The sequence below is a fragment of the Flavobacterium frigoris PS1 genome, from assembly GCF_000252125.1.
In the GTDB taxonomy this organism is placed as follows: Bacteria; Bacteroidota; Bacteroidia; order Flavobacteriales; family Flavobacteriaceae; genus Flavobacterium; species Flavobacterium frigoris_A.
Genome location: NZ_AHKF01000022.1, coordinates 109,121 through 127,962, shown reverse-complemented (window position 1 = coordinate 127,962; position 18,842 = coordinate 109,121). Strand labels below are relative to the sequence as shown.

The 18,842-nt window shown below is 33.5% G+C and carries 16 protein-coding genes and 1 pseudogene; 8 read left to right on the top strand and 9 right to left on the bottom strand.

Annotated elements, in window-relative coordinates; translation table 11 throughout:
* Positions 1–12: 12 nt before the first annotated feature.
* Positions 13–864, bottom strand: coding sequence for a substrate-binding domain-containing protein (locus HJ01_RS14500; RefSeq protein WP_007139226.1), 852 nt, complete (start codon positions 862–864; stop codon positions 13–15).
* A 114-nt stretch (positions 865–978) separates the two neighbouring features.
* Positions 979–2,496, bottom strand: a complete 1,518-nt coding sequence (locus tag HJ01_RS14495; protein ID WP_007139225.1) for a succinate CoA transferase — start codon at positions 2,494–2,496, stop codon at positions 979–981.
* Positions 2,497–2,666: 170 nt separating this feature from the next.
* Between HJ01_RS14495 and HJ01_RS14490 the strand changes: the two genes are divergently transcribed.
* The gene (locus HJ01_RS14490; RefSeq protein ID WP_007139224.1) at positions 2,667–3,473 is read left to right on the top strand and encodes an AraC family transcriptional regulator; all 807 of its coding nucleotides are present in this window, start codon (positions 2,667–2,669) and stop codon (positions 3,471–3,473) included.
* A gap of 48 nt (positions 3,474–3,521) precedes the next feature.
* On the opposite strand, the pseudogene HJ01_RS17910 reads toward HJ01_RS14490, so the two are convergent.
* From HJ01_RS17910 to HJ01_RS14470, 5 genes and pseudogenes are all read right to left on the bottom strand, one after another.
* Positions 3,522–3,658: pseudogene (locus HJ01_RS17910) on the bottom strand (phosphorylase); the annotation flags it as partial.
* Positions 3,659–3,684: 26 nt separating this feature from the next.
* Positions 3,685–4,221, bottom strand: coding sequence for a GNAT family N-acetyltransferase (locus HJ01_RS14485; protein WP_007139222.1), 537 nt, complete (start codon positions 4,219–4,221; stop codon positions 3,685–3,687).
* Positions 4,222–4,337: 116 nt separating this feature from the next.
* Positions 4,338–5,207, bottom strand: coding sequence for a nucleoside phosphorylase (locus HJ01_RS14480; RefSeq protein ID WP_007139221.1), 870 nt, complete (start codon positions 5,205–5,207; stop codon positions 4,338–4,340).
* Between the two features lie 83 nt (positions 5,208–5,290).
* Positions 5,291–5,620: a translation initiation factor gene (locus HJ01_RS14475; protein WP_007139220.1), complete on the bottom strand. Its 330-nt coding sequence runs from the start codon at positions 5,618–5,620 to the stop codon at positions 5,291–5,293.
* A 254-nt stretch (positions 5,621–5,874) separates the two neighbouring features.
* Positions 5,875–6,825 carry an isopenicillin N synthase family dioxygenase gene (locus HJ01_RS14470; protein ID WP_040474021.1) on the bottom strand — a complete coding sequence of 317 codons (951 nt, stop codon included), beginning with the start codon at positions 6,823–6,825 and terminating at the stop codon, positions 5,875–5,877.
* Positions 6,826–6,998: 173 nt separating this feature from the next.
* On the opposite strand from HJ01_RS14470, the gene HJ01_RS14465 reads away from it, so the two are divergent.
* Positions 6,999–8,975 (top strand): thiamine pyrophosphate-dependent enzyme, encoded by a 1,977-nt coding sequence (locus tag HJ01_RS14465; RefSeq protein ID WP_007139218.1) that lies wholly within the window; start codon positions 6,999–7,001, stop codon positions 8,973–8,975.
* A gap of 71 nt (positions 8,976–9,046) precedes the next feature.
* Entirely contained in the window at positions 9,047–10,795 is a 1,749-nt protein-coding gene (locus HJ01_RS14460) for a DUF885 domain-containing protein (RefSeq protein WP_007139217.1), read from the top strand.
* Positions 10,796–11,137: 342 nt separating this feature from the next.
* On the opposite strand, the gene HJ01_RS14450 is transcribed toward HJ01_RS14460, so the two are convergent.
* Positions 11,138–12,031 carry a LysR family transcriptional regulator gene (locus HJ01_RS14450; RefSeq protein ID WP_007139215.1) on the bottom strand — a complete coding sequence of 298 codons (894 nt, stop codon included), beginning with the start codon at positions 12,029–12,031 and terminating at the stop codon, positions 11,138–11,140.
* A gap of 98 nt (positions 12,032–12,129) precedes the next feature.
* Between HJ01_RS14450 and HJ01_RS14445 the strand changes: the two genes are divergently transcribed.
* Together HJ01_RS14445 and HJ01_RS14440 are read left to right on the top strand one after the other, a co-directional pair.
* Positions 12,130–12,723 carry an NAD(P)H-dependent oxidoreductase gene (locus HJ01_RS14445; RefSeq protein ID WP_040474003.1) on the top strand — a complete coding sequence of 198 codons (594 nt, stop codon included), beginning with the start codon at positions 12,130–12,132 and terminating at the stop codon, positions 12,721–12,723.
* 2 nt (positions 12,724–12,725) lie between these two features.
* Positions 12,726–13,016: a putative quinol monooxygenase gene (locus tag HJ01_RS14440; RefSeq protein WP_007139213.1), complete on the top strand. Its 291-nt coding sequence runs from the start codon at positions 12,726–12,728 to the stop codon at positions 13,014–13,016.
* A gap of 58 nt (positions 13,017–13,074) precedes the next feature.
* Here the strand turns inward: HJ01_RS14440 and HJ01_RS14435 are convergent, their stop codons facing one another.
* Complete coding sequence (locus tag HJ01_RS14435; protein WP_007139212.1) at positions 13,075–14,619, bottom strand: hypothetical protein; 1,545 nt, start codon at positions 14,617–14,619, stop codon at positions 13,075–13,077.
* 154 nt (positions 14,620–14,773) lie between these two features.
* Between HJ01_RS14435 and HJ01_RS14430 the strand changes: the two genes are divergently transcribed.
* From HJ01_RS14430 to ilvD, 3 genes are read left to right on the top strand one after another with little or no spacing between them, the layout of a single operon-like run.
* On the top strand, positions 14,774–15,949 hold the full coding sequence (locus tag HJ01_RS14430) for a 2-isopropylmalate synthase (protein WP_007139211.1): 1,176 nt from the start codon (positions 14,774–14,776) through the stop codon (positions 15,947–15,949).
* Between the two features lie 20 nt (positions 15,950–15,969).
* Positions 15,970–17,088, top strand: a complete 1,119-nt coding sequence (gene leuB / locus HJ01_RS14425) for a 3-isopropylmalate dehydrogenase (protein WP_007139210.1) — start codon at positions 15,970–15,972, stop codon at positions 17,086–17,088.
* Between the two features lie 57 nt (positions 17,089–17,145).
* Positions 17,146–18,819, top strand: a complete 1,674-nt coding sequence (gene ilvD, locus HJ01_RS14420) for a dihydroxy-acid dehydratase (RefSeq protein ID WP_007139209.1) — start codon at positions 17,146–17,148, stop codon at positions 18,817–18,819.
* Positions 18,820–18,842 lie beyond the last annotated feature (23 nt).

Genomic DNA, 18,842 nt, shown 5'->3' with positions numbered 1-18,842 from the left:
AAAATGTAGAAACTAGACTGTCTTTACAATTTCATCAAAAGTACCTTTTTTATCGATGATTTTCAGCTGAAATAACTGATTTTGAACTTTGTTTAACATTTCTTTAGCGAATGGTTTTTGTGACCATTCTGTTAGTGACAACCATTGTTGAATATCCTCGGTTTTTTGATTAAATTTTGTTGCTAATGTTTTATCAATATTAAGAATATCCTTAAAGGTTTCCGTTCTTTTGTTGATTACTTCGAGAACCGTTTTAATGATTTCAGGATTTTGTTCTAAAACTGTGTCGCGAACAGCGATTACAAAACAAGGCCAAGGCGTAGGGCAGTCGCCAATTCTTCTAAAAATTCCTTTGTCGACTAAAGGTTTAGTCATGAAGCGTTCCCACATAAAGTAATCAGCAGTTCCATTTGTAAGTGCTTCAACAGCGCCATCAATAGTATTTATTATTTCGAATTGCAAATCATCAGTTTTCCAACCTTGGTTATCGGCATTTACAAACGCCATTAACTGTGATCCGGAACCCAATCTTGAGATAGCCACTTTTGTGTTTTCTAAATCAGATACTGTTTTATATTTAGAATTAGCCGTCACATGGATTCCCCATATTAATGGAGATTCTACATAAACCTGTACAATCTTGCTCTGATTTCCAGCAGCAATATCTTTAACAATTCCCTCTGTTAGGATTACGGCTATATCGGTTTGTCCAGAACGAAGCATTTGACACATTTTACCAGTTCCTTCGGGAACATCAGTCCAGTTTAAATCAATATTTTGAGCTTCAAATTCTTTGTTTTCTATGGATAAATGCCAAGGTAAATTGAAATGTTCTGGTACTCCAGCAATTTTTATTGTTTTCATTTTACAAATTTATTGCTAAGGTAGTAAGAGAATGGAGGATTTCAAATAAAAAAAATACCTAAACATAGAAAAATGGATAGGGAATCAACAAATTATAAACTAAAAAATATAGATTTAGTTAGATAATTCAATTGCTTTCTTTTGTATCATACTTCCAGTTTTGGCAAATCGGGTGTAAAAAGAAAAAGCTTCTTCTAGTAGGTGAGGAGTCTGTCCACCACCTAAACAGGCCCGATTATAATAATCAGTTAGTTCCTCTTTGTAATCTGGATGAGCACAATTTTGAATTATCACTTTTACGCGTTCTCTTGGTGCTAAACCTCTTAAATCAGCTAAACCTTGTTCGGTAACTAAAATATCCACATCATGTTCCGTATGGTCTATATGAGGAACCATAGGTACGACATGTGATATTGCATTGAATTCTTTAGAAGCTGACTGCGTGACAAAAATGCTTAAAAAACTATTTCGGGCAAAATCTCCAGACCCACCAATGCCATTCATCATTTTAGTCCCTGAGATATGTGTAGAATTTACATTGCCATAAATATCAAACTCGATAGCGGTATTAATAGCTATAATTCCTAATCTCCGTATTACTTCTGCAGAATTACTAATGTTTTGAGGACGTAGAACCATTTTGTCTTTATATTGATCAAAATTTTTTAGTACTTGTTTGTAACAGGCTTCGGAAACTGTAATCGATGATGCCGAAGCAAAATCCATTTTTCCAGAATCGAATAATTCAAAGGTACTGTCTTGCAATACTTCAGAATACATGACTAAATTTTCAAAGCTTCCTCTTGAAAATCCTGACATCACTGCATTGGCAACTTTTCCAATACCGACTTGTAAGGGCATTAATGATTTTGTCAGTCTACCAACTTCGATTTCATTTTCGAAAAAAGCTAAAAGATGATCGGCAATCGCAGTTGTTTTTTTATCTGGGGCACATACTAAAGCAGCACTATCTGGAAGTTCTGTAAACACAATTCCCACTACTTTTTTAGGATCAATAGTTATATAATCGACTCCAATTCGATCATAAGTAGATTTGATATTAACAACATCTCTATTCGGATATTTTTCGTGCATAAAAACATCATGTAATCCTTTAAAATTTAAAGGCATAGAGATGTTTATTTCAATTATAATTTTATCTGCTAAGTGTGCGAAAGTGGCTGAATTTCCCACAGAAGTCGTAGGTATTATATTTCCTTGTTCGTCCACGTAAGTGGCTTCAAGAATTGCAAAATCAAGTTTTGGTAGATGTTTATTTTCTAATAATTCAGCAGTCTCACTTAGATGTTGGTCTATGAACAACACCTCGCCTTCGTTAATTTTATTTCTAAGTGAACTATCAGCCTGGAACGGCATTCTTTTATATAAAGCATTATTTTTGGCTAGATTAGCATCCGTATTATGTCCTAAAGAGGCACCGGTTATAAGTGTAATAGCTACATTTTCAAATTCTGCTTTTTTTGCAAATGCAGGAAGCACCGCTTTGCTATCGCCAGCTTTTGTAAATCCGCTTGTACCTACGACCATTTTATCTTTTAAAAAATTGGCAGCTTCTTGTGCAGAAATTACTTTGTCTTTGTAACTTTGAAATCGAATTCGCTCTAAGTGCATAACTTTTGTTTTTAGTAAAGAATTTAATAATAATAGGTGAGTTTTATTAATGAATTAAAAACAATTGACATTTTAAATTATTAATATTACAATATTACTGAAATTTATAATTGACAAAATATCTTAAAAAGACAAATATATATTCATTTCGGACACTATAAGATCGATAAATGACAGAAGAAAAATATTATATAAATAAAGTTGACACTGATAAAAAAAGTATTTATTGTCATCATGATTTGATGGGTGAATTATTAATTCCAACCCATAAACATGACAAAGCTCAAATGTTATATACTGAAGGTGGCATCGTTTATGTGATTACACAAACCAATACTTATTTCTTGCCCGCCCGCCATTTTATGTGGATTCCGAAAGGTGTAGAGCACAGTATTCATACCAATTCTGAAAATGTAATCATGAGAAATTTATATTTTCCTGTTAAAAAGAATGAGCATACTTTTTATGAAAGTGAAGGGATTTATCCAGTCAACGATTTGTTGCTTCAAATGATGCTTTTTACCAATAGATGGGACGGTAATTTAATAAAAGGAAGTCGAAATTATGATATCACCAAAGCAATTAAAGCAATTTTACCTACCATTTGTTTAAATAATTTGCCGTTATCATTACCTTTTTCAAAAGATGTTCGACTAACGAAAATAGTTAATTACTTAGATGATAATTTAGGAGAAACCATTTTATTTTCTAAACTAGCGATTCAATTTGGATTTAGTGAGCGTTCCTTATATCGATTATTTCAAAAAGATTTAGGAATGTCATTCATACAATATCTCACTATTCGAAGAATTTTGAAAGCGATTGAATTGTTATTAGAAAAAAACCTTGCAGTTAATGAAGTGGCGCAAGCCGTAGGTTATAACAGTGTACCAAGTTTTAGTAATACTTTTTACAAAATCCTTAGACAGCGACCATCAGATTATATAAACGGAGAACAAATTCTAAAAAAAAGTTAGCCAATTGATTTGCTAACTTTTTTAATTTATTCCAATGTCCAATTTAAATTACTGTGCTAATTTAACCAATGTATAGGCAATTAATTCATGCACTTCTTTGTATGGATCTTCCCTGAAAGTTCCCGAAGCGCGATTAGCGCATTAAGTGACAAGGCATTATGACCTAAAAGCGCTGATAGACCGTAAAAACCTCCAGCAATTTTTATTTTTTTCATTTTAAGTAATCTGTTTTAGTCAATTCTAGCCAAACGCATGCTGTTCCTTCATCATCAAACTCTGAAATTTGCTGCAGTCCTATTTTTTCTAATATTTTCCTAGAACCTTTGTTTTCGATATCAGCATAGGCACATATTTTTTGGATCTTTAGTTGGTTAAAGCCATAGTCAAGCCATGCCTTTGCCGCTTCTTGTCCATATCCTTTGCCCCAATAATCCTCTATGAATCGATATCCTATGTCATAAAAATTTTGACGTTCGTTTACGGGTTCCGTAATGAATTTGAGTCCAGCCCAGCCGATAAACTCATTAGTTTCTTTGAGAATCACTGCAAATCGACCAACTCCATTTTGAATATATTGGATTTGGATGTTATTGATGTACTCTCGACTTTCTTCAATGGATGTGACTGGCTTATTACCAAGGTATCGGTGCACATTTTGATTGTTGTCCAACAAAAACATTGCTTCATCATCAGAAGGAATTAGTTTTCTTAAAATTAATCGTTCGGTTTCAATAGTTCCTATTTTCATTTTATTTAAAATTTTATAGTGACCAGATTATAGCCCCGATAGCAGTGAAAATCCTTTTTATTTTTCTTTAAAATAAAAAGATTGAAACGTATAGCGGGAAATAGCTCCTAAAACAATTAATTAGTAGCTAATTTTTCTAAGGTATAAGCAATCAATTCATCCACTGCTTTGTATGGATCTGAACTAAAAGTCCCGTTAGCACGATTGGCAATTATCGCATTAAGTGATAAAGCGTTGTGACCTAAAAGCGCCGATAGACCGTAAATTGCAGCCGTTTCCATCTCTAGATTGGTGATTCGGTTTTCTTTAAATTTGAAATTATCCATTTTAGAGTTCAATTTTTCATCCTGAATATCCAAACGTAAAACACGTCCTTGAGGGCCATAAAATCCTCCAGCAGTTGCCGTAATTCCTTTATGCATTTTGTCGCTTTCTATGATTTTTTCTAATTTTTCAGAGCAGGAAATCACATAGGGTTTTCCTTTGCGCAAATCCCAGTTGGTATGCTGTACAAAAGCATCTTCCATTTCGATATTCGAAACCTCGTCAATCAAGTAGGAGCGAAGCATGTTATCAAGTCCTAAGCCAAATTTAGACATCACAAAACTATCTACGGGAATGTCAGCGTGCAAAGAGCCTGATGTCCCAATTCGGATAATGTTTAACGAAGTAAGTTTTTCTTTTGGTTGACGAGTTTCTAAGTCGATATTCACTAACGCATCGAGTTCGTTGATTACAATATCAATATTGTCAGGACCAATTCCTGTTGACATCACTGTAATTCTTTTTCCTTTGAATATACCTGTTTGGGTTTTGAATTCTCTTTTTTGAGTAGAAAATTCTATGCTGTCAAAGAATTGGGTGATTTTTTCTACACGGTTCTGATCTCCTACAAAGATGATATCGTGTGCAATATGTTCCGGTTTTAGATTTAAGTGATAGACACTTCCGTCTGGATTAAGTATTAATTCTGATGATTGTATCATTTTTATTTTAATTGATAGTTAATAATTGACAATTGATAATTGAAAAAATAATTATTAATTATACATTTTCAATTATCAATTTGTTAACCTCCCACGCGTTTTACTTTGAAGCCCTTAACTTTAAGTATTTCCATGATTTTATCGCGGTAATCACCTTGAATAATAATGGAATCATCCTTAAAAGTTCCACCAACACTTAGTTTTGTTTTGATTTCTTTGGCTAAGATCTTAAAATCTTCGTCGGTACCTTCATAACCTTCTATAATAGTGGTGGCTTTTCCTTTTCTTTTCTCGAATTTACAAATCATAGGTTCTTTTTGAACGTATAATTCATGGGCAACTTCTTCAGTGGCTTCCTCTGGAGCTGCTTCGTGGTCTGGGAAAAGGTTTTTTAATTGGTCTTGTAAGTCCATATTGCTTTAAATCTTTTAATTGTTTTTTACCACATAGAATCATAGTCATTCTTTACGTTAATAAGGCGTTTCCCTTATTTACAGTAAAACATAGCTATGAGAAACCAAGAATTGGTCTCTATCTTTCTCCATTTTCTATGTTTCTATGTGGTGAAAACGTATATTTTTTATAATGTAAATATTTATGTTCTATAAAAAGAAAAAAGACATTAAGTAAACTCAATGTCTTTTATTACTAGAAGTAAAATTAGGAATTATATTTTGATTAATCCTAAATCTACTAAACGTTCGTACAAGTAATCACCAGCAGTAATATCGTCAAATTGTTTTGGATGTTCGGCATCAATGCAGTTCTCTAAACAATTCAATGGCATATCACTCACAGGATGCATAAAAAACGGCACTGAATAACGTGAAGTTCCCCATAATTCTCTTGGTGGATTAACCACTTGGTGAATTGTAGATTTCAATTTGTTGTTCGTATAACGAGATAACATATCACCTACATTAATAACTAATTCATCTGGTTCAGCAATGGCATCAATCCAATCTCCGTTGTGGTTTTGAACCTGAAGTCCTTTTCCTTGCGCACCCATTAATAAGGTAATTAAGTTGATGTCACCATGAGCTGCAGCGCGAATCGCATTAGCAGGCTCTGAAGTAATAGGTGGATAGTGAATTGGTCTTAGAATAGAATTTCCGTCTTTGGCAAAATTGTCAAAATGGAATTCATCTAAACCTAAACGTAAAGCTAAAGCACGCAAGACATAAACACCTGTTTTTTCAAGCATTTGATACGCTTCCTTACCTACTTCATTAAAACGAGGTAATTCTTTTACTTCAACATTTTCAGGATACTCTGAAGCGTATTTTGAGTTTTCACTCACATACTGGCCAAAATGCCAAAATTCTTTCAAATCCCCTTCTTTTCTGCCTTTGGCATGTTCTGTTCCAAAAGAAACATAACCTCTTTGACCTCCAATACCCGGAATCTCATAGCTATGTTTTGTTTCTAGAGGTAAAGCGAAAAAATTTCTTATTTCACTATACAGTTCATTTACCAATTTGTCATCTAAAAAATGACCTTTTAATGCTACGAAGCCAATATCTTCAAATGCACTTCCGATTTCATTTACAAATTTTTGTTTACGTTTCGGGTCGTCCGAAAGGAAATCACGCAAGTCAACACTAGGAATGTTTTGCATACTATTCATATTTTTTAATAACTTAGAACGCCTTAAGAGCCTTCCAATTACAAAGGTATTGAATATATTTAAATTAGAATTTTAAAAGTTATAAACAAAACAAAATAATATAACAATTTCAATCGATACTGTTATATTTTTTTATCTTTGAAATGCGAATTAAAGCCCACCACATGAAATTTGAAAGAAAAAATCTTACTGACGAAACTTTATTAGATTTATACAAAAGAATACTAAAGCCGCGGCTTATAGAGGAAAAAATGCTAATCCTAATTCGTCAAGGAAAGGTATCTAAATGGTTCTCAGGAATAGGTCAGGAAGCTATTGCAGTAGGAGTGACCGCTGTTTTAGATAAAGATGAATACATTTTGCCTATGCACCGTAATCTAGGTGTATTTACAGGAAGAGATATTCCGCTTTATCGTTTATTCTCTCAATGGCAAGGAAAAGCCAATGGTTTTACTAAAGGGAGAGATCGGAGCTTTCACTTTGGGACACAACAATATAAGATTATTGGAATGATTTCGCATTTAGGCCCGCAATTAGGTGTAGCTGACGGAATAGCATTAGCCAATAAACTTAAGAAAAACGGAAAAGTAACTGCAGTTTTTACTGGAGAAGGAGCTACGTCTGAAGGTGATTTTCATGAGGCACTTAATATTGCTTCGGTTTGGGAATTACCAGTTCTATTTGTTATTGAGAATAACGGTTACGGGCTTTCAACACCTACAAATGAGCAATATCGTTGCGAAAACTTAGCCGATAAAGGTAAAGGATACGGAATGGAAAGTCATATTGTTGATGGTAATAACATCTTAGAAGTATACAATCTATTATCACAATTGAAAGCTTCGATGAAGATTAATCCGCGTCCCGTTTTATTGGAATTTAAAACCTTTAGAATGCGAGGACATGAAGAGGCAAGCGGCACTAAATATGTCCCTCAAGAATTAATGGATCAGTGGGCAATTAAAGATCCTGTAGAAAATTACAGAACATTTTTAAAAGAAAATAAAATCCTTACTGAGGAGTTTGATGAAACTTTGCGAAGCGAAATTAAGAAAGATATTGACGAAAGTTTGGCTATTGCTAATGCAGAACCTGAAATCGAAGCTTCATTAAGTGAAGAATTAAATGATATTTATAAAACTTTTGTCTTTGAACAAGTTAAACCTACAGAGGAAAAGGAAAAAATACGTTTTATAGATGCTATTTCCAGCAGTTTAAAGCAATCGATGGAACGTCATGATAACTTGGTTATTATGGGGCAAGACATCGCTGAATACGGTGGTGCTTTTAAAATTACTGATGGATTTGTAGCGCAATTTGGAAAAAAGCGAGTTATTAATACTCCAATTTGTGAAAGCGCCGTAGTCTCTGCAGCTATGGGATTATCTATAAACGGATATAAAGCAATTGTCGAAATGCAGTTTGCTGATTTTGTTTCGACTGGTTTCAATCCTGTTGTGAATTTATTAGCCAAATCACATTACCGCTGGTTAGAAAAAGCGGATGTGGTGGTTCGAATGCCATGCGGTGGCGGAACCCAGGCAGGACCTTTTCATTCTCAGACCAATGAGGCCTGGTTTACCAAAACTCCTGGTCTGAAAGTAGTTTACCCTGCTTTTCCTTATGATGTTAAAGGCTTGTTGAACGCATCAATTAACGATCCGAATCCAGTGATGTTTTTTGAGCACAAACAATTATACAGAAGTGTTTACCAAGAAGTACCAAAAGACTATTACACTTTGCCATTAGGGAAAGCAGCTTTATTGAAAGAAGGAAATGAGGTAACTATCATATCTTTTGGAGCAGCAGTACATTGGGCTTTGGATACCTTAGAAAAAAATCCAGAAATTTCAGCTGATTTATTGGATTTAAGAACCCTGCAACCATTGGACACTGAAGCCATTTTTGCATCTGTCAAGAAAACAGGAAGGGTAATTATATATCAGGAAGACTCAATGTTTGGTGGGGTTGCGAGCGACATTTCGGCTATGATCATCGAGGAATGTTTTAAATATCTCGATGCTCCAGTAAAAAGAGTAGCCAGTTTAGACACGCCAATTCCATTTACAAAAGCACTAGAAGATCAATACTTGCCGAAAGGCCGATTCGAAATAGATTTGCGGGCACTTTTAGCCTATTAATAATTTAGAATAAGAAATGCCGTTCACTGAGCGGCATTTTTTATATCTTTATTTTTCTGAACTAACTACACATGAAAAAAATATTTGTTTCGATCTTACTGTCCATATTACTGTTTTCATGCAATAAAAAGGCGGAAACGATTGACACCGTAACTTTAAATGAAAAATTTGGAAAATACAAAGAAGGTTTTGTAATCGAACTTTGGAAGCTAAATCCTGACTGGGCCGCTAGTCAAGGATATCATAAATTAGATAGTTTGTTAGTTATTTCAGATTCCATTGGGATAAAGAAACAACTCGATTTTTCTCATGCGCAATTGGATTCATTGCAACGCTATTCTATCGAGGATCTTTCGGATAACAATATTATTGACTATTATATTATCAAAAATCAGTTGCAGAGCTCTATTTTTAGAATAGATAAGCTAAAATCATATATATGGAACCCATCTGAATATAATGTTTGTGGTGCTTTTGCTGAATTATTAAATGGAAAATATGATGCTGCAGATGCGCGCTTGCATAGTTTTTACTTAAAAATGAATGCAATTCCAGCCTATTACGAGGCTGCAAAAGTAAATATCAAGAATCCTACCTTAGAACATACTGAACTTGCTATTGCGCAAAATTTAGGAGGATTATCTGTTTTCGAAAAAGATTTGCCTAAAGCTTTAGCAAAAAGTAAATTGCCGGAATCAGAGAAAAAAGCAATAAAAGATAGAGCTAAAGTAGCCATTAATGCAATTACAACTTATGCTAATTGGTTAAAGGATTTAAATAATGCCACGCCGCGTTCCTTTAGACTGGGAGAAGATTTGTATCGAGAGAAGTTTAACTTAGACATTCAGTCGACTTATAAAGCTGATACAGTATATAAAAAAGCTGTCGATCATAAAAAGGAACTGCATGACAAAATGTATGTTTTAGCAGATAAATTATGGCCTAAATACATGAAATCGGAGCCTAAACCCGTAGACAGTTTAGAAGTCATTAAAATGGTTATCGATAAAATCTCTTTGCAGCATACCACAGCTCAAAAATTTCAATCAACAATTGAGAAACAAATTCCTGAACTGGTTGAATTTATAAAAGAAAAGGATTTGCTATATATTGATCCATCAAAGCCTTTAGTTGTTCGCAGGGAACCTGATTATATGGCCGGAGTTGCTGGTGCTTCAATATCAGCACCGGGACCCTATGATAAAAATGCAAATACCTATTATAATGTAGGGAGTATGAACGGTTGGAGTGCTGAAAAATCAGAAAGCTATTTAAGAGAGTACAATGATTATATTTTGCAAATTCTAAATATTCACGAAGCAATTCCGGGGCATTATACCCAATTAGTATATAGCAATCAATCACCAAGTATTATTAAATCTATCCTTGGAAACGGAGCTATGGTTGAAGGCTGGGCTGTTTATACAGAGTTGATGATGCTAGAAAATGGATACAAAAACTCAGATGAGATGTGGTTGATGTATTATAAATGGAATTTAAGAACAACTTGTAATGCCATTTTGGACTATAACGTTCATGTTAAAAATATGACTCAAGATGAAGCGATGAAATTACTTATTAACGAAGCCTTTCAGCAACAAACAGAGGCCGAAGGCAAGTGGAAGAGGGTAACATTGACACAAGTACAACTAAGTTCGTATTTTACGGGTTACACCGAAATATATGAATTTAGAGAAATGTTGAAGAAAGAGCAAGGAGCTAATTTTAAGCTGAAGCAATTTCATGAGAAATTCCTGAGCTATGGTAGTGCTCCAGTAAGATTTATAAAAGAATTGATGCTAAAAGAGCTCAAAAAATAATTGTACTTTTTGAGCTAGATTATTTATGTAATTCTAGAACTGCCCTAATATCCAGTAAAGGATTATAAACAGAAGAATTGTACCAAAGCATCCTCCGCCTAATTTTTTTGCGCCATAGCCTGCAATAATTGTTTTGAAAAAGCCATTCATATCTTTTTAGTTTTAAATATTTTCATAAAAATAATGATTTATTAAATACGAAAAAACGGAACAGTAAATCTTGAAACAAAATGCTATAATATTGATAATTATCGATTTTAGGAACTGATAAAGGAAGAAATACTAATTTTTACAAATGTATTCGTGTTAGATATAATTTTTTTAACTTCAATTACTTTAGGTTTAATTTAATTCGATGAAAATTTGTTTGATTCTCTGGATTTCTTCTTGATACATAGTTTTTTTTCTTGTTGCGAAATAGAGTGTATTTGTTAGAGGTGTTTTTCCTTCCCAAATGAGTTTTACTAAACCGTTTTCGATTTCTTTCCGGCATAAAAAATCAGGAACAACGGCTAATCCCTTTCCACTGCTCAAACAGCGGACAATAGAATTTAAATTTGGAACAATATAGTTAGGTCTAAAATCTGGGTATTTATTAAAATTTAACTGCCAAAAATGGCGTAAATGTTCCATGTCACCTGTCGTTCCGTACCATTTTTGCTGTTTTAACCACAGTTCTAATTCCGCGGTAGTTCCATTGCTTTCTATGTCATTAAATTCAGTTGTATCAATTTCATTACCACCAACAAGCACAATCGTTTCTGATGAAAATTCTTGGTATTCAATCCCATTTTTAACCACCATTTGAGGTGTAATAATCAAATCTAGGATTCCTTTCTCCAGATTTTCAACCATATCTGGATATTCGCCAAATTGAATGATAACGTTAAATGGCAAGCTTGAAATATACTGCTCAAGAGTGATTTGGAATGTTTCAAAACACATGCCTATACTGATTGTTGGCGTGTTTTTTTCTGTGCTTCTTTGAAAGTTTTTTTCGGCTTCTTCTAGTTTGGCTAAAGGCTCAATAATAAAATTGTAAAGTACTTTTCCTTTTTCGGTAGGAATCATTTTTCTCCCAGTTCTATCAAACAATTTATAGCCAACATAGTTTTCGAGTGCACTTAAATGCAAACTAACGCCGGGTTGCGAAATAAACAGAGCTGCTGCGGCCTTTGTCAATGTTCCTGTTTTATAGACTTCTTTAAAAGTCCGATACCATTCCAGATTTACCATAACTATTATATTTATGATACAAAGGTATGATTTATATTATTTTAATAATAGTATGTCGGGTTTTACCTTTGCAACATCAAATTAAAAATAAAAAAATTATGGCAAAAATATTTATAATTAATGGTGGACAAAAGTTTGGCCATTCAGGAGGTAGATTTAACGAAACCATTGCGATTGAAACTTTGAACTTCTTTCAAACAAATTCGGGTTTTGAAGTTAGAGCAACGAATATCAATGAAGAATATGATCCTGCAGAAGAAGTGGCTAATTATGTTTGGGCAGATGTTGTTATATACCACACCCCAATCTGGTGGTTTCAGTTGCCGCATGGATTTAAGAAATATATTGATGTTGTCTTTACCGAAGGGCATGCTAAAGGAATCTACAAAAGTGATGGGCGTTCTTCAGTAAATCCAGCAATCAATTACGGTACAGGCGGAATGCTTCTTGGGAAAAAATACATGGTAACTTCTTCTTGGAATGCTCCTAAAGAAGCATTTACTTTACCAGGGGAATTTTTTAATCAACGTAGTGTTGATGATGGTGCATTATTTGGTTTTCATAGAATGAATGCTTTTACAGGAATGGAGCCCTTAGAAAGCATCCATTTTCACGATATTGAAAAAAATGCTGATATAGAAAAAGACCTTGGTTTGTATCAAAAACATTTAACAAAACTATTTTTAAATTAATTATGAAAATACATTTGACAGTAATACTAAAAAGTAAGCTAGATAACATCGAACTCTTTTCAAGTAAATTAAAGGATTTAGTAGCTCAATCTACAAAAGAACTGGCTTGCTTGCAATATGATTTACATCAAGATAAAGAAGATTCTAGCATTTTTATTTTTCACGAAACATGGAAAGACAAAGCTGGTCTGGACAATCACAATCAACAAACTTACATCAAAGAATTCTTTGCAGCAGCAAAAACACTTTTAGAAGTAGAGCCTATAGTTTACAGCACTTCAAGAGTAGAATAAATATCTTTCAAAAATTAAAAAGCTCTTTCTTGCATTAGCTGAAGGAGCTTTTTTTATATTATCTATTATTCAAATTTGCTTTATCTCTTATGACATCACTTATTCTTCGGTTTTCGATTTTACTTTCGAGCCAAGAAATAATATCTAGATAAAGGAAAGCTCTTTTCTCATAGGTGTTTTTCTCTAGTTCGATAAAACGTTTCCTCATTTTTATAAATTCTTTTTTAATATCTCCAGGATATAAGGTATTTAAATTTTTCAAAAAGCGAATAATCTCTTTCTGTACCTCTTGTAAATCATTCATTTTTAATAGAAATTTATAAGTGCTTTTAAGTTGGGACTCCAAATTAAAATCTTTACCCATTTCATAATGTACAATTAAATAAAGAAGACGCGCAAAACACATTAGATCTTCACGCATGATAAGATTCTTATTGTTTATTATTTTTTCTAAATAATAGATCGACTCTGCGTACTTTTCTGTTCCAAAATAAATACAGGCAATTTTATAATAAAACATCATCTCATGATGCTCATCAAGGTGTTCGTTATGTATTTTTATTTTCTCTAAAATCTCTGGAATCAAATATTCACTTTCGTCAAATGAGCCGTCCAGAATATGATAGTTCAATTTATTATTGTACAAATAAAGAAAAGACAACGATGCAATATTGTCATTTACAGGAAAACGAGCGTCTGCAATGGTCTTCTCAAGCAGCAATAGGTATTTCTTAAATTTTGATTTGTATTTTAACATGAATAACGATTCTAATAAATAGTGATTCCCTTTTATGAAAAACACAGGGTTTAGAAAAATCATATTTGGATTGTCATAGAAAAGAGTCACCCATTTATAAGCGTATTTGTAACTCCCCAAAAAATCTTGTACTAGAAAACTGCGCCAAAGATTAGCGTTGTAAAACCAGTATTTTTCTCGGAAGCCAAACTTCTCCTCGTCAAATTTAGAAATGTGTTTGTTAAAATAGTCGTCAATATATTGATACTCTTCGTCGCTTTTTACATAACCTGTTTTTAACATGATTCCATACAACTGTAAGGATAAATTAGACAGTTTGCTCGAAATAGTGTTGCGGTAATTTAATTCTTTGGCTTGAATGACTAGTTCATCTGCACGACCCTGAATACTTCGGGTAATGTATTGTGATTCGATTAATTTCTCAAATTCAACAATTTCAAAAGCCATATACTTTTCGTCATTTTCTAACGCCAGTATCTTTGTCTTATCTAATATTTTCAGACTTTGTTTGTAAAGGCCTTTGTTGTACAAAATAGTTGCAAAATCAATTTGCTCTCTCAGCTGATAACGAATGTTTTGACTCGGAATATTCAGTCGAATACTTACTAGAATTTGCTTATACAAATAGTGTTTTAAATTAGATAATTGCACTTTTTTGATGATCCCACTTTTCAATATAAGTTTCTCATCATAGGCTTCTGATTTGTCTAAAATGTTGAATAATTCGATGAATTTTGTATTTGAACTAGTCTCAAGTCGGCTTGCAAAAATCTTAAACTGTCTTTTTTCAGATTTTGAAAGCGATTTTATTAATACAAATAAGAAATCTTTTTGATGGTTAGCCATTGTAGAATATAGAAGCTTAATTAGTTGTAAAACAAGTGTTTACAAAGTTTTTAGTTGTCTTATGAACAGTATATTTCTTTAAATTGGGTTTTATTTTAATCTAATGAAATATAAATTTGTTATTGAGACGTGAAATTACATTAAATAAATGAAAATGAATAGAGAGAAAGTCCAAATTTTTGACACCACTTTGAGAGATGGAGAACAGGTCCCAGGATGTAAGTTAGATACCAAACAAAAGCTCGTTATAGCAAATCGACTGGATGAAATGGGTGTTGATATCATTGAAGCAGGCTTTCCCGTATCTAGTCCAGGTGATTTTTTATCTGTTTCTGAAATAAGTAAAATTGTAAAGAATGCTACCGTTTGCGGATTAACAAGAGCTGTAAAAAATGATATTGATGTTGCTGCTGCAGCTTTGAAATACGCTAAAAAACCTCGTATTCATACAGGAATTGGTACTTCAAATTCACATATAATACACAAATTAAATACAACTAGAGAAGATATTATTGTTAGAGCAAAATTTGCTGTGGCACATGCTAAATCCTATGTTGAAGATGTTGAATTTTATGCAGAAGACGCTGGTAGAACTGATAATGATTTTTTAGCACGAGTCTGTGAGGAAGTAATAAAATCAGGTGCTACGGTATTAAATATTCCAGATACTACTGGATATTGCTTACCAGAAGAATACGGTGCAAAAATAAAATACTTAAGAGAGAATGTAAAAGGAATTGAAAATGTGATTCTTTCTTGCCATTGTCATAATGATTTAGGTATGGCAACTGCCAACTCTATATCAGGAGCTGTTAATGGAGCAAGACAAATAGAGTGTACTATAAATGGAATAGGAGAGAGAGCCGGAAACACAGCACTTGAAGAAGTGGTGATGATTTTCAAACAACATCCTTACTTAAATTTATATACTGATATTGATACAAAGCAATTAAACGAAATGAGTCGTTTGGTTTCTGAAAGCATGGGAATGATTGTTCAGCCAAATAAAGCTATAGTAGGAGCGAATGCTTTTGCACACAGTTCAGGAATTCATCAGGATGGTGTAATTAAAAACAGGGCTACTTATGAAATCATGGATCCTCTTGAAGTAGGAGTCAATGAATCTTCAATAGTGCTTACTGCCAGAAGTGGTAGAGCTGCTTTAGCATATAGAGCTAAAAAAGTGGGTTATGAACTTACAAAAGTGCAATTGGATATTGTATATGTAGAGTTTTTAAAATTTGCAGATATCAAGAAAGAAGTTGTAGATGATGATATTCATCAAATAATTGAAGTTTGTAAAATCGAAAGTGATTTAATTAGAAATTAACAGCCCTTACACGAAATTCTATGAAAAAATTAAAAATAGCCGTCTTAGCGGGTGATGGTATAGGTCCAGAGGTGATTTTACAAGCAAAAAAAGCGCTTGGTGCCATTGCATTAGTATTTGGTCATGAATTCACTTTTGAAGATGCTTTAATTGGAGCAGTTGCTATAGAAAGAACAGGAAAGCCCTTACCGGATCAAACTTTAAATTTGTGTAAAAATACCGATTCAATTTTATTTGGCGCTATTGGTGATCCAATCTATGATAACGATCCGGAGTCTAAAATTCGTCCAGAGCAAGGCTTACTTAAACTTAGAAAAGAATTGGGTTTATATGCTAACATTAGACCTATAAAAGCGTATCCAAAGTTAATGGACGCCTCTCCTATAAAAAAAGAAATACTGCAAGGTACTGACTTTGTAATTTATAGGGAATTGAATGGAGGAATGTATTTTGGTGAAAAACATTTAAACGAAGAAGGAACTTATGCTTCTGATCTTTGCGAATATAGCGAAGAGGAAATTTCCAAAATAACACACTTGGCTTTCACAGCTGCACAAAAGAGACGTAAAAAAGTGACATTGGTTGATAAGGCGAATGTATTAGAAACATCTCGTTTATGGAGAAAGGTAGTTCAAAAAATTGCTAAGGAATATCCAGAAGTCACTTTAGAGTTTTTATATGTAGACAATGCAGCAATGCAACTAATATTGAACCCTAGACAATTTGATGTTTTATTAACAGATAATCTGTTTGGTGATATATTATCAGACGAAGCTAGTGTTATTGCAGGTTCTAAAGGGTTGATGGCATCGGCATCTATAGGTGAAAAATATTCTCTTTTTGAGCCTATCCACGGAAGTTATAATGAAGTGAAAGATAAAAACTGTGCAAATCCAATTGCTTCAATTTTGTCAGCAGGAATGTTATTAGAACATTTCGGTCTGATAAAGGAAGCAGTAACAGTTTTTCAAGCAGTTGAAAAAGCTATAATTAATCACATTGTTACAATAGATTTAAAAGTAGATTCTAAGTTTGGAACAAATGAAGTAGGTGATTATATAGCAAACTATATATTAGAGAAAGGCGATTTGTATTTTAAAATGGATAATGTCAATTTAGGACAATCGACTATTGTTTAACCCTTCCTGAAGATTAGATAAAATTTAAAAAAAAATACTTACACAAATAGATACATAATGGAATTAAATAAATACAGCAAAACCATAACTCAAGACGAAACACAACCAGCAGCTCAAGCTATGTTGTACGGTATTGGTTTGACTGAAGAAGATTTAAAGAAAGCACAAGTTGGAATTGTTAGCATGGGCTACGAAGGAAATACCTGTAACATGCATTTAAATGATTTGGCAAAAGATGTAAAAGCAGGAGTATGGAAAGAGGATTTAGTTGGTTTAATTTTTAATACCATTGGTGTAAGTGATGGTATCTCAAACGGTACAGAAGGAATGCGCTTTTCTCTAGTTTCTAGAGACGTAATCGCGGATTCTATCGAAACTGTGATGGGTGCGCAATGGTACGATGGTTTAATTGCTATTCCTGGTTGTGATAAAAACATGCCAGGTTCAGTAATGGCTATGGGAAGAGTGAATCGTCCTGCTATTATGGTTTATGGAGGTTCTATTCATTCCGGTATATGGAAAGGAGAATCATTGAACATTGTGTCTGCTTTTGAAGCATTAGGAAAAAAATTCAGTAATACGATTGCTCCTGAAGATTTTAAAGGCGTGATTCAAAATGCTTGCCCTGGTGCAGGAGCTTGTGGCGGAATGTATACTGCTAATACAATGTCTTCAGCTATTGAAGCTTTAGGGATGAGCTTACCTTACAGCTCATCAAACCCAGCACTAAGTGCAGAGAAAAAACAAGAATGTGTTGACGCTGGAAAAGCAATCAGAATCTTGTTAGAAAAAGATATTAAGCCTAGAGATATCATGACACGTAAAGCATTTGAAAATGCGATTACGATGGTAGCTGTTTTAGGTGGTTCTACTAATGCAGTAATGCACTTGATTGCAATGGCGCATTCAGTTGATATCGAAATTACACTTAAAAATTTTCAAGATATCAGTGACAAAACGCCATTACTTGCTGATTTGAAACCAAGTGGTAAATACTTGATGGAAGATCTGCATGAAGCTGGTGGAGTTCCTGCGGTGATGAAATACTTATTAAAAGAAGGATTATTACACGGAGAATGTTTAACTGTTACCGGAAAAACATTAGCTGAAAATTTAGCTGCTGTTCCTAATTTAAATGATGGACAGGAAGTAATACACGAAATTCAAAAAGCATTAAAAGCCACTGGAAATATACAGATTCTTTATGGAAATCTTGCTGAAGAAGGATGTGTTGCAAAAATTAGTGGCAATGAAGGAGAGTATTTTGAAGGAGATGCTATTGTTTTCGAAAACGAATATGATGTAATAACTGGAGTTCGTAATGGTGATGTAAAACCTGGAAATGTAGTCGTCATCAGGTATTGTGGACCCAAAGGAGGGCCAGGAATGCCTGAAATGCTCAAACCTACTTCAGCCATTATGGGTGCAGGTTTAGGCAAGAGTGTAGCTTTAATTACAGACGGTAGATTTTCTGGTGGTTCACATGGTTTTGTTGTAGGACATGTTACACCTGAAGCTTTTGATGGTGGTGGAATTGCACTTGTGAAAAATGGAGATATTATTACCATTGATGCAGTCAAAAACACAATCAATCTGAAAATTTCTGATGAAGAGTTTGCAACAAGAAAAGCAAATTGGGTTCAACCCGAATCAAATATTAAAAAAGGAGTTTTACTAAAATATATCAGATCAGTTTCAAGTGCATCAACAGGCTGCGTAACTGATAAATAATTTACAAGAACTAAAAGAGTAGC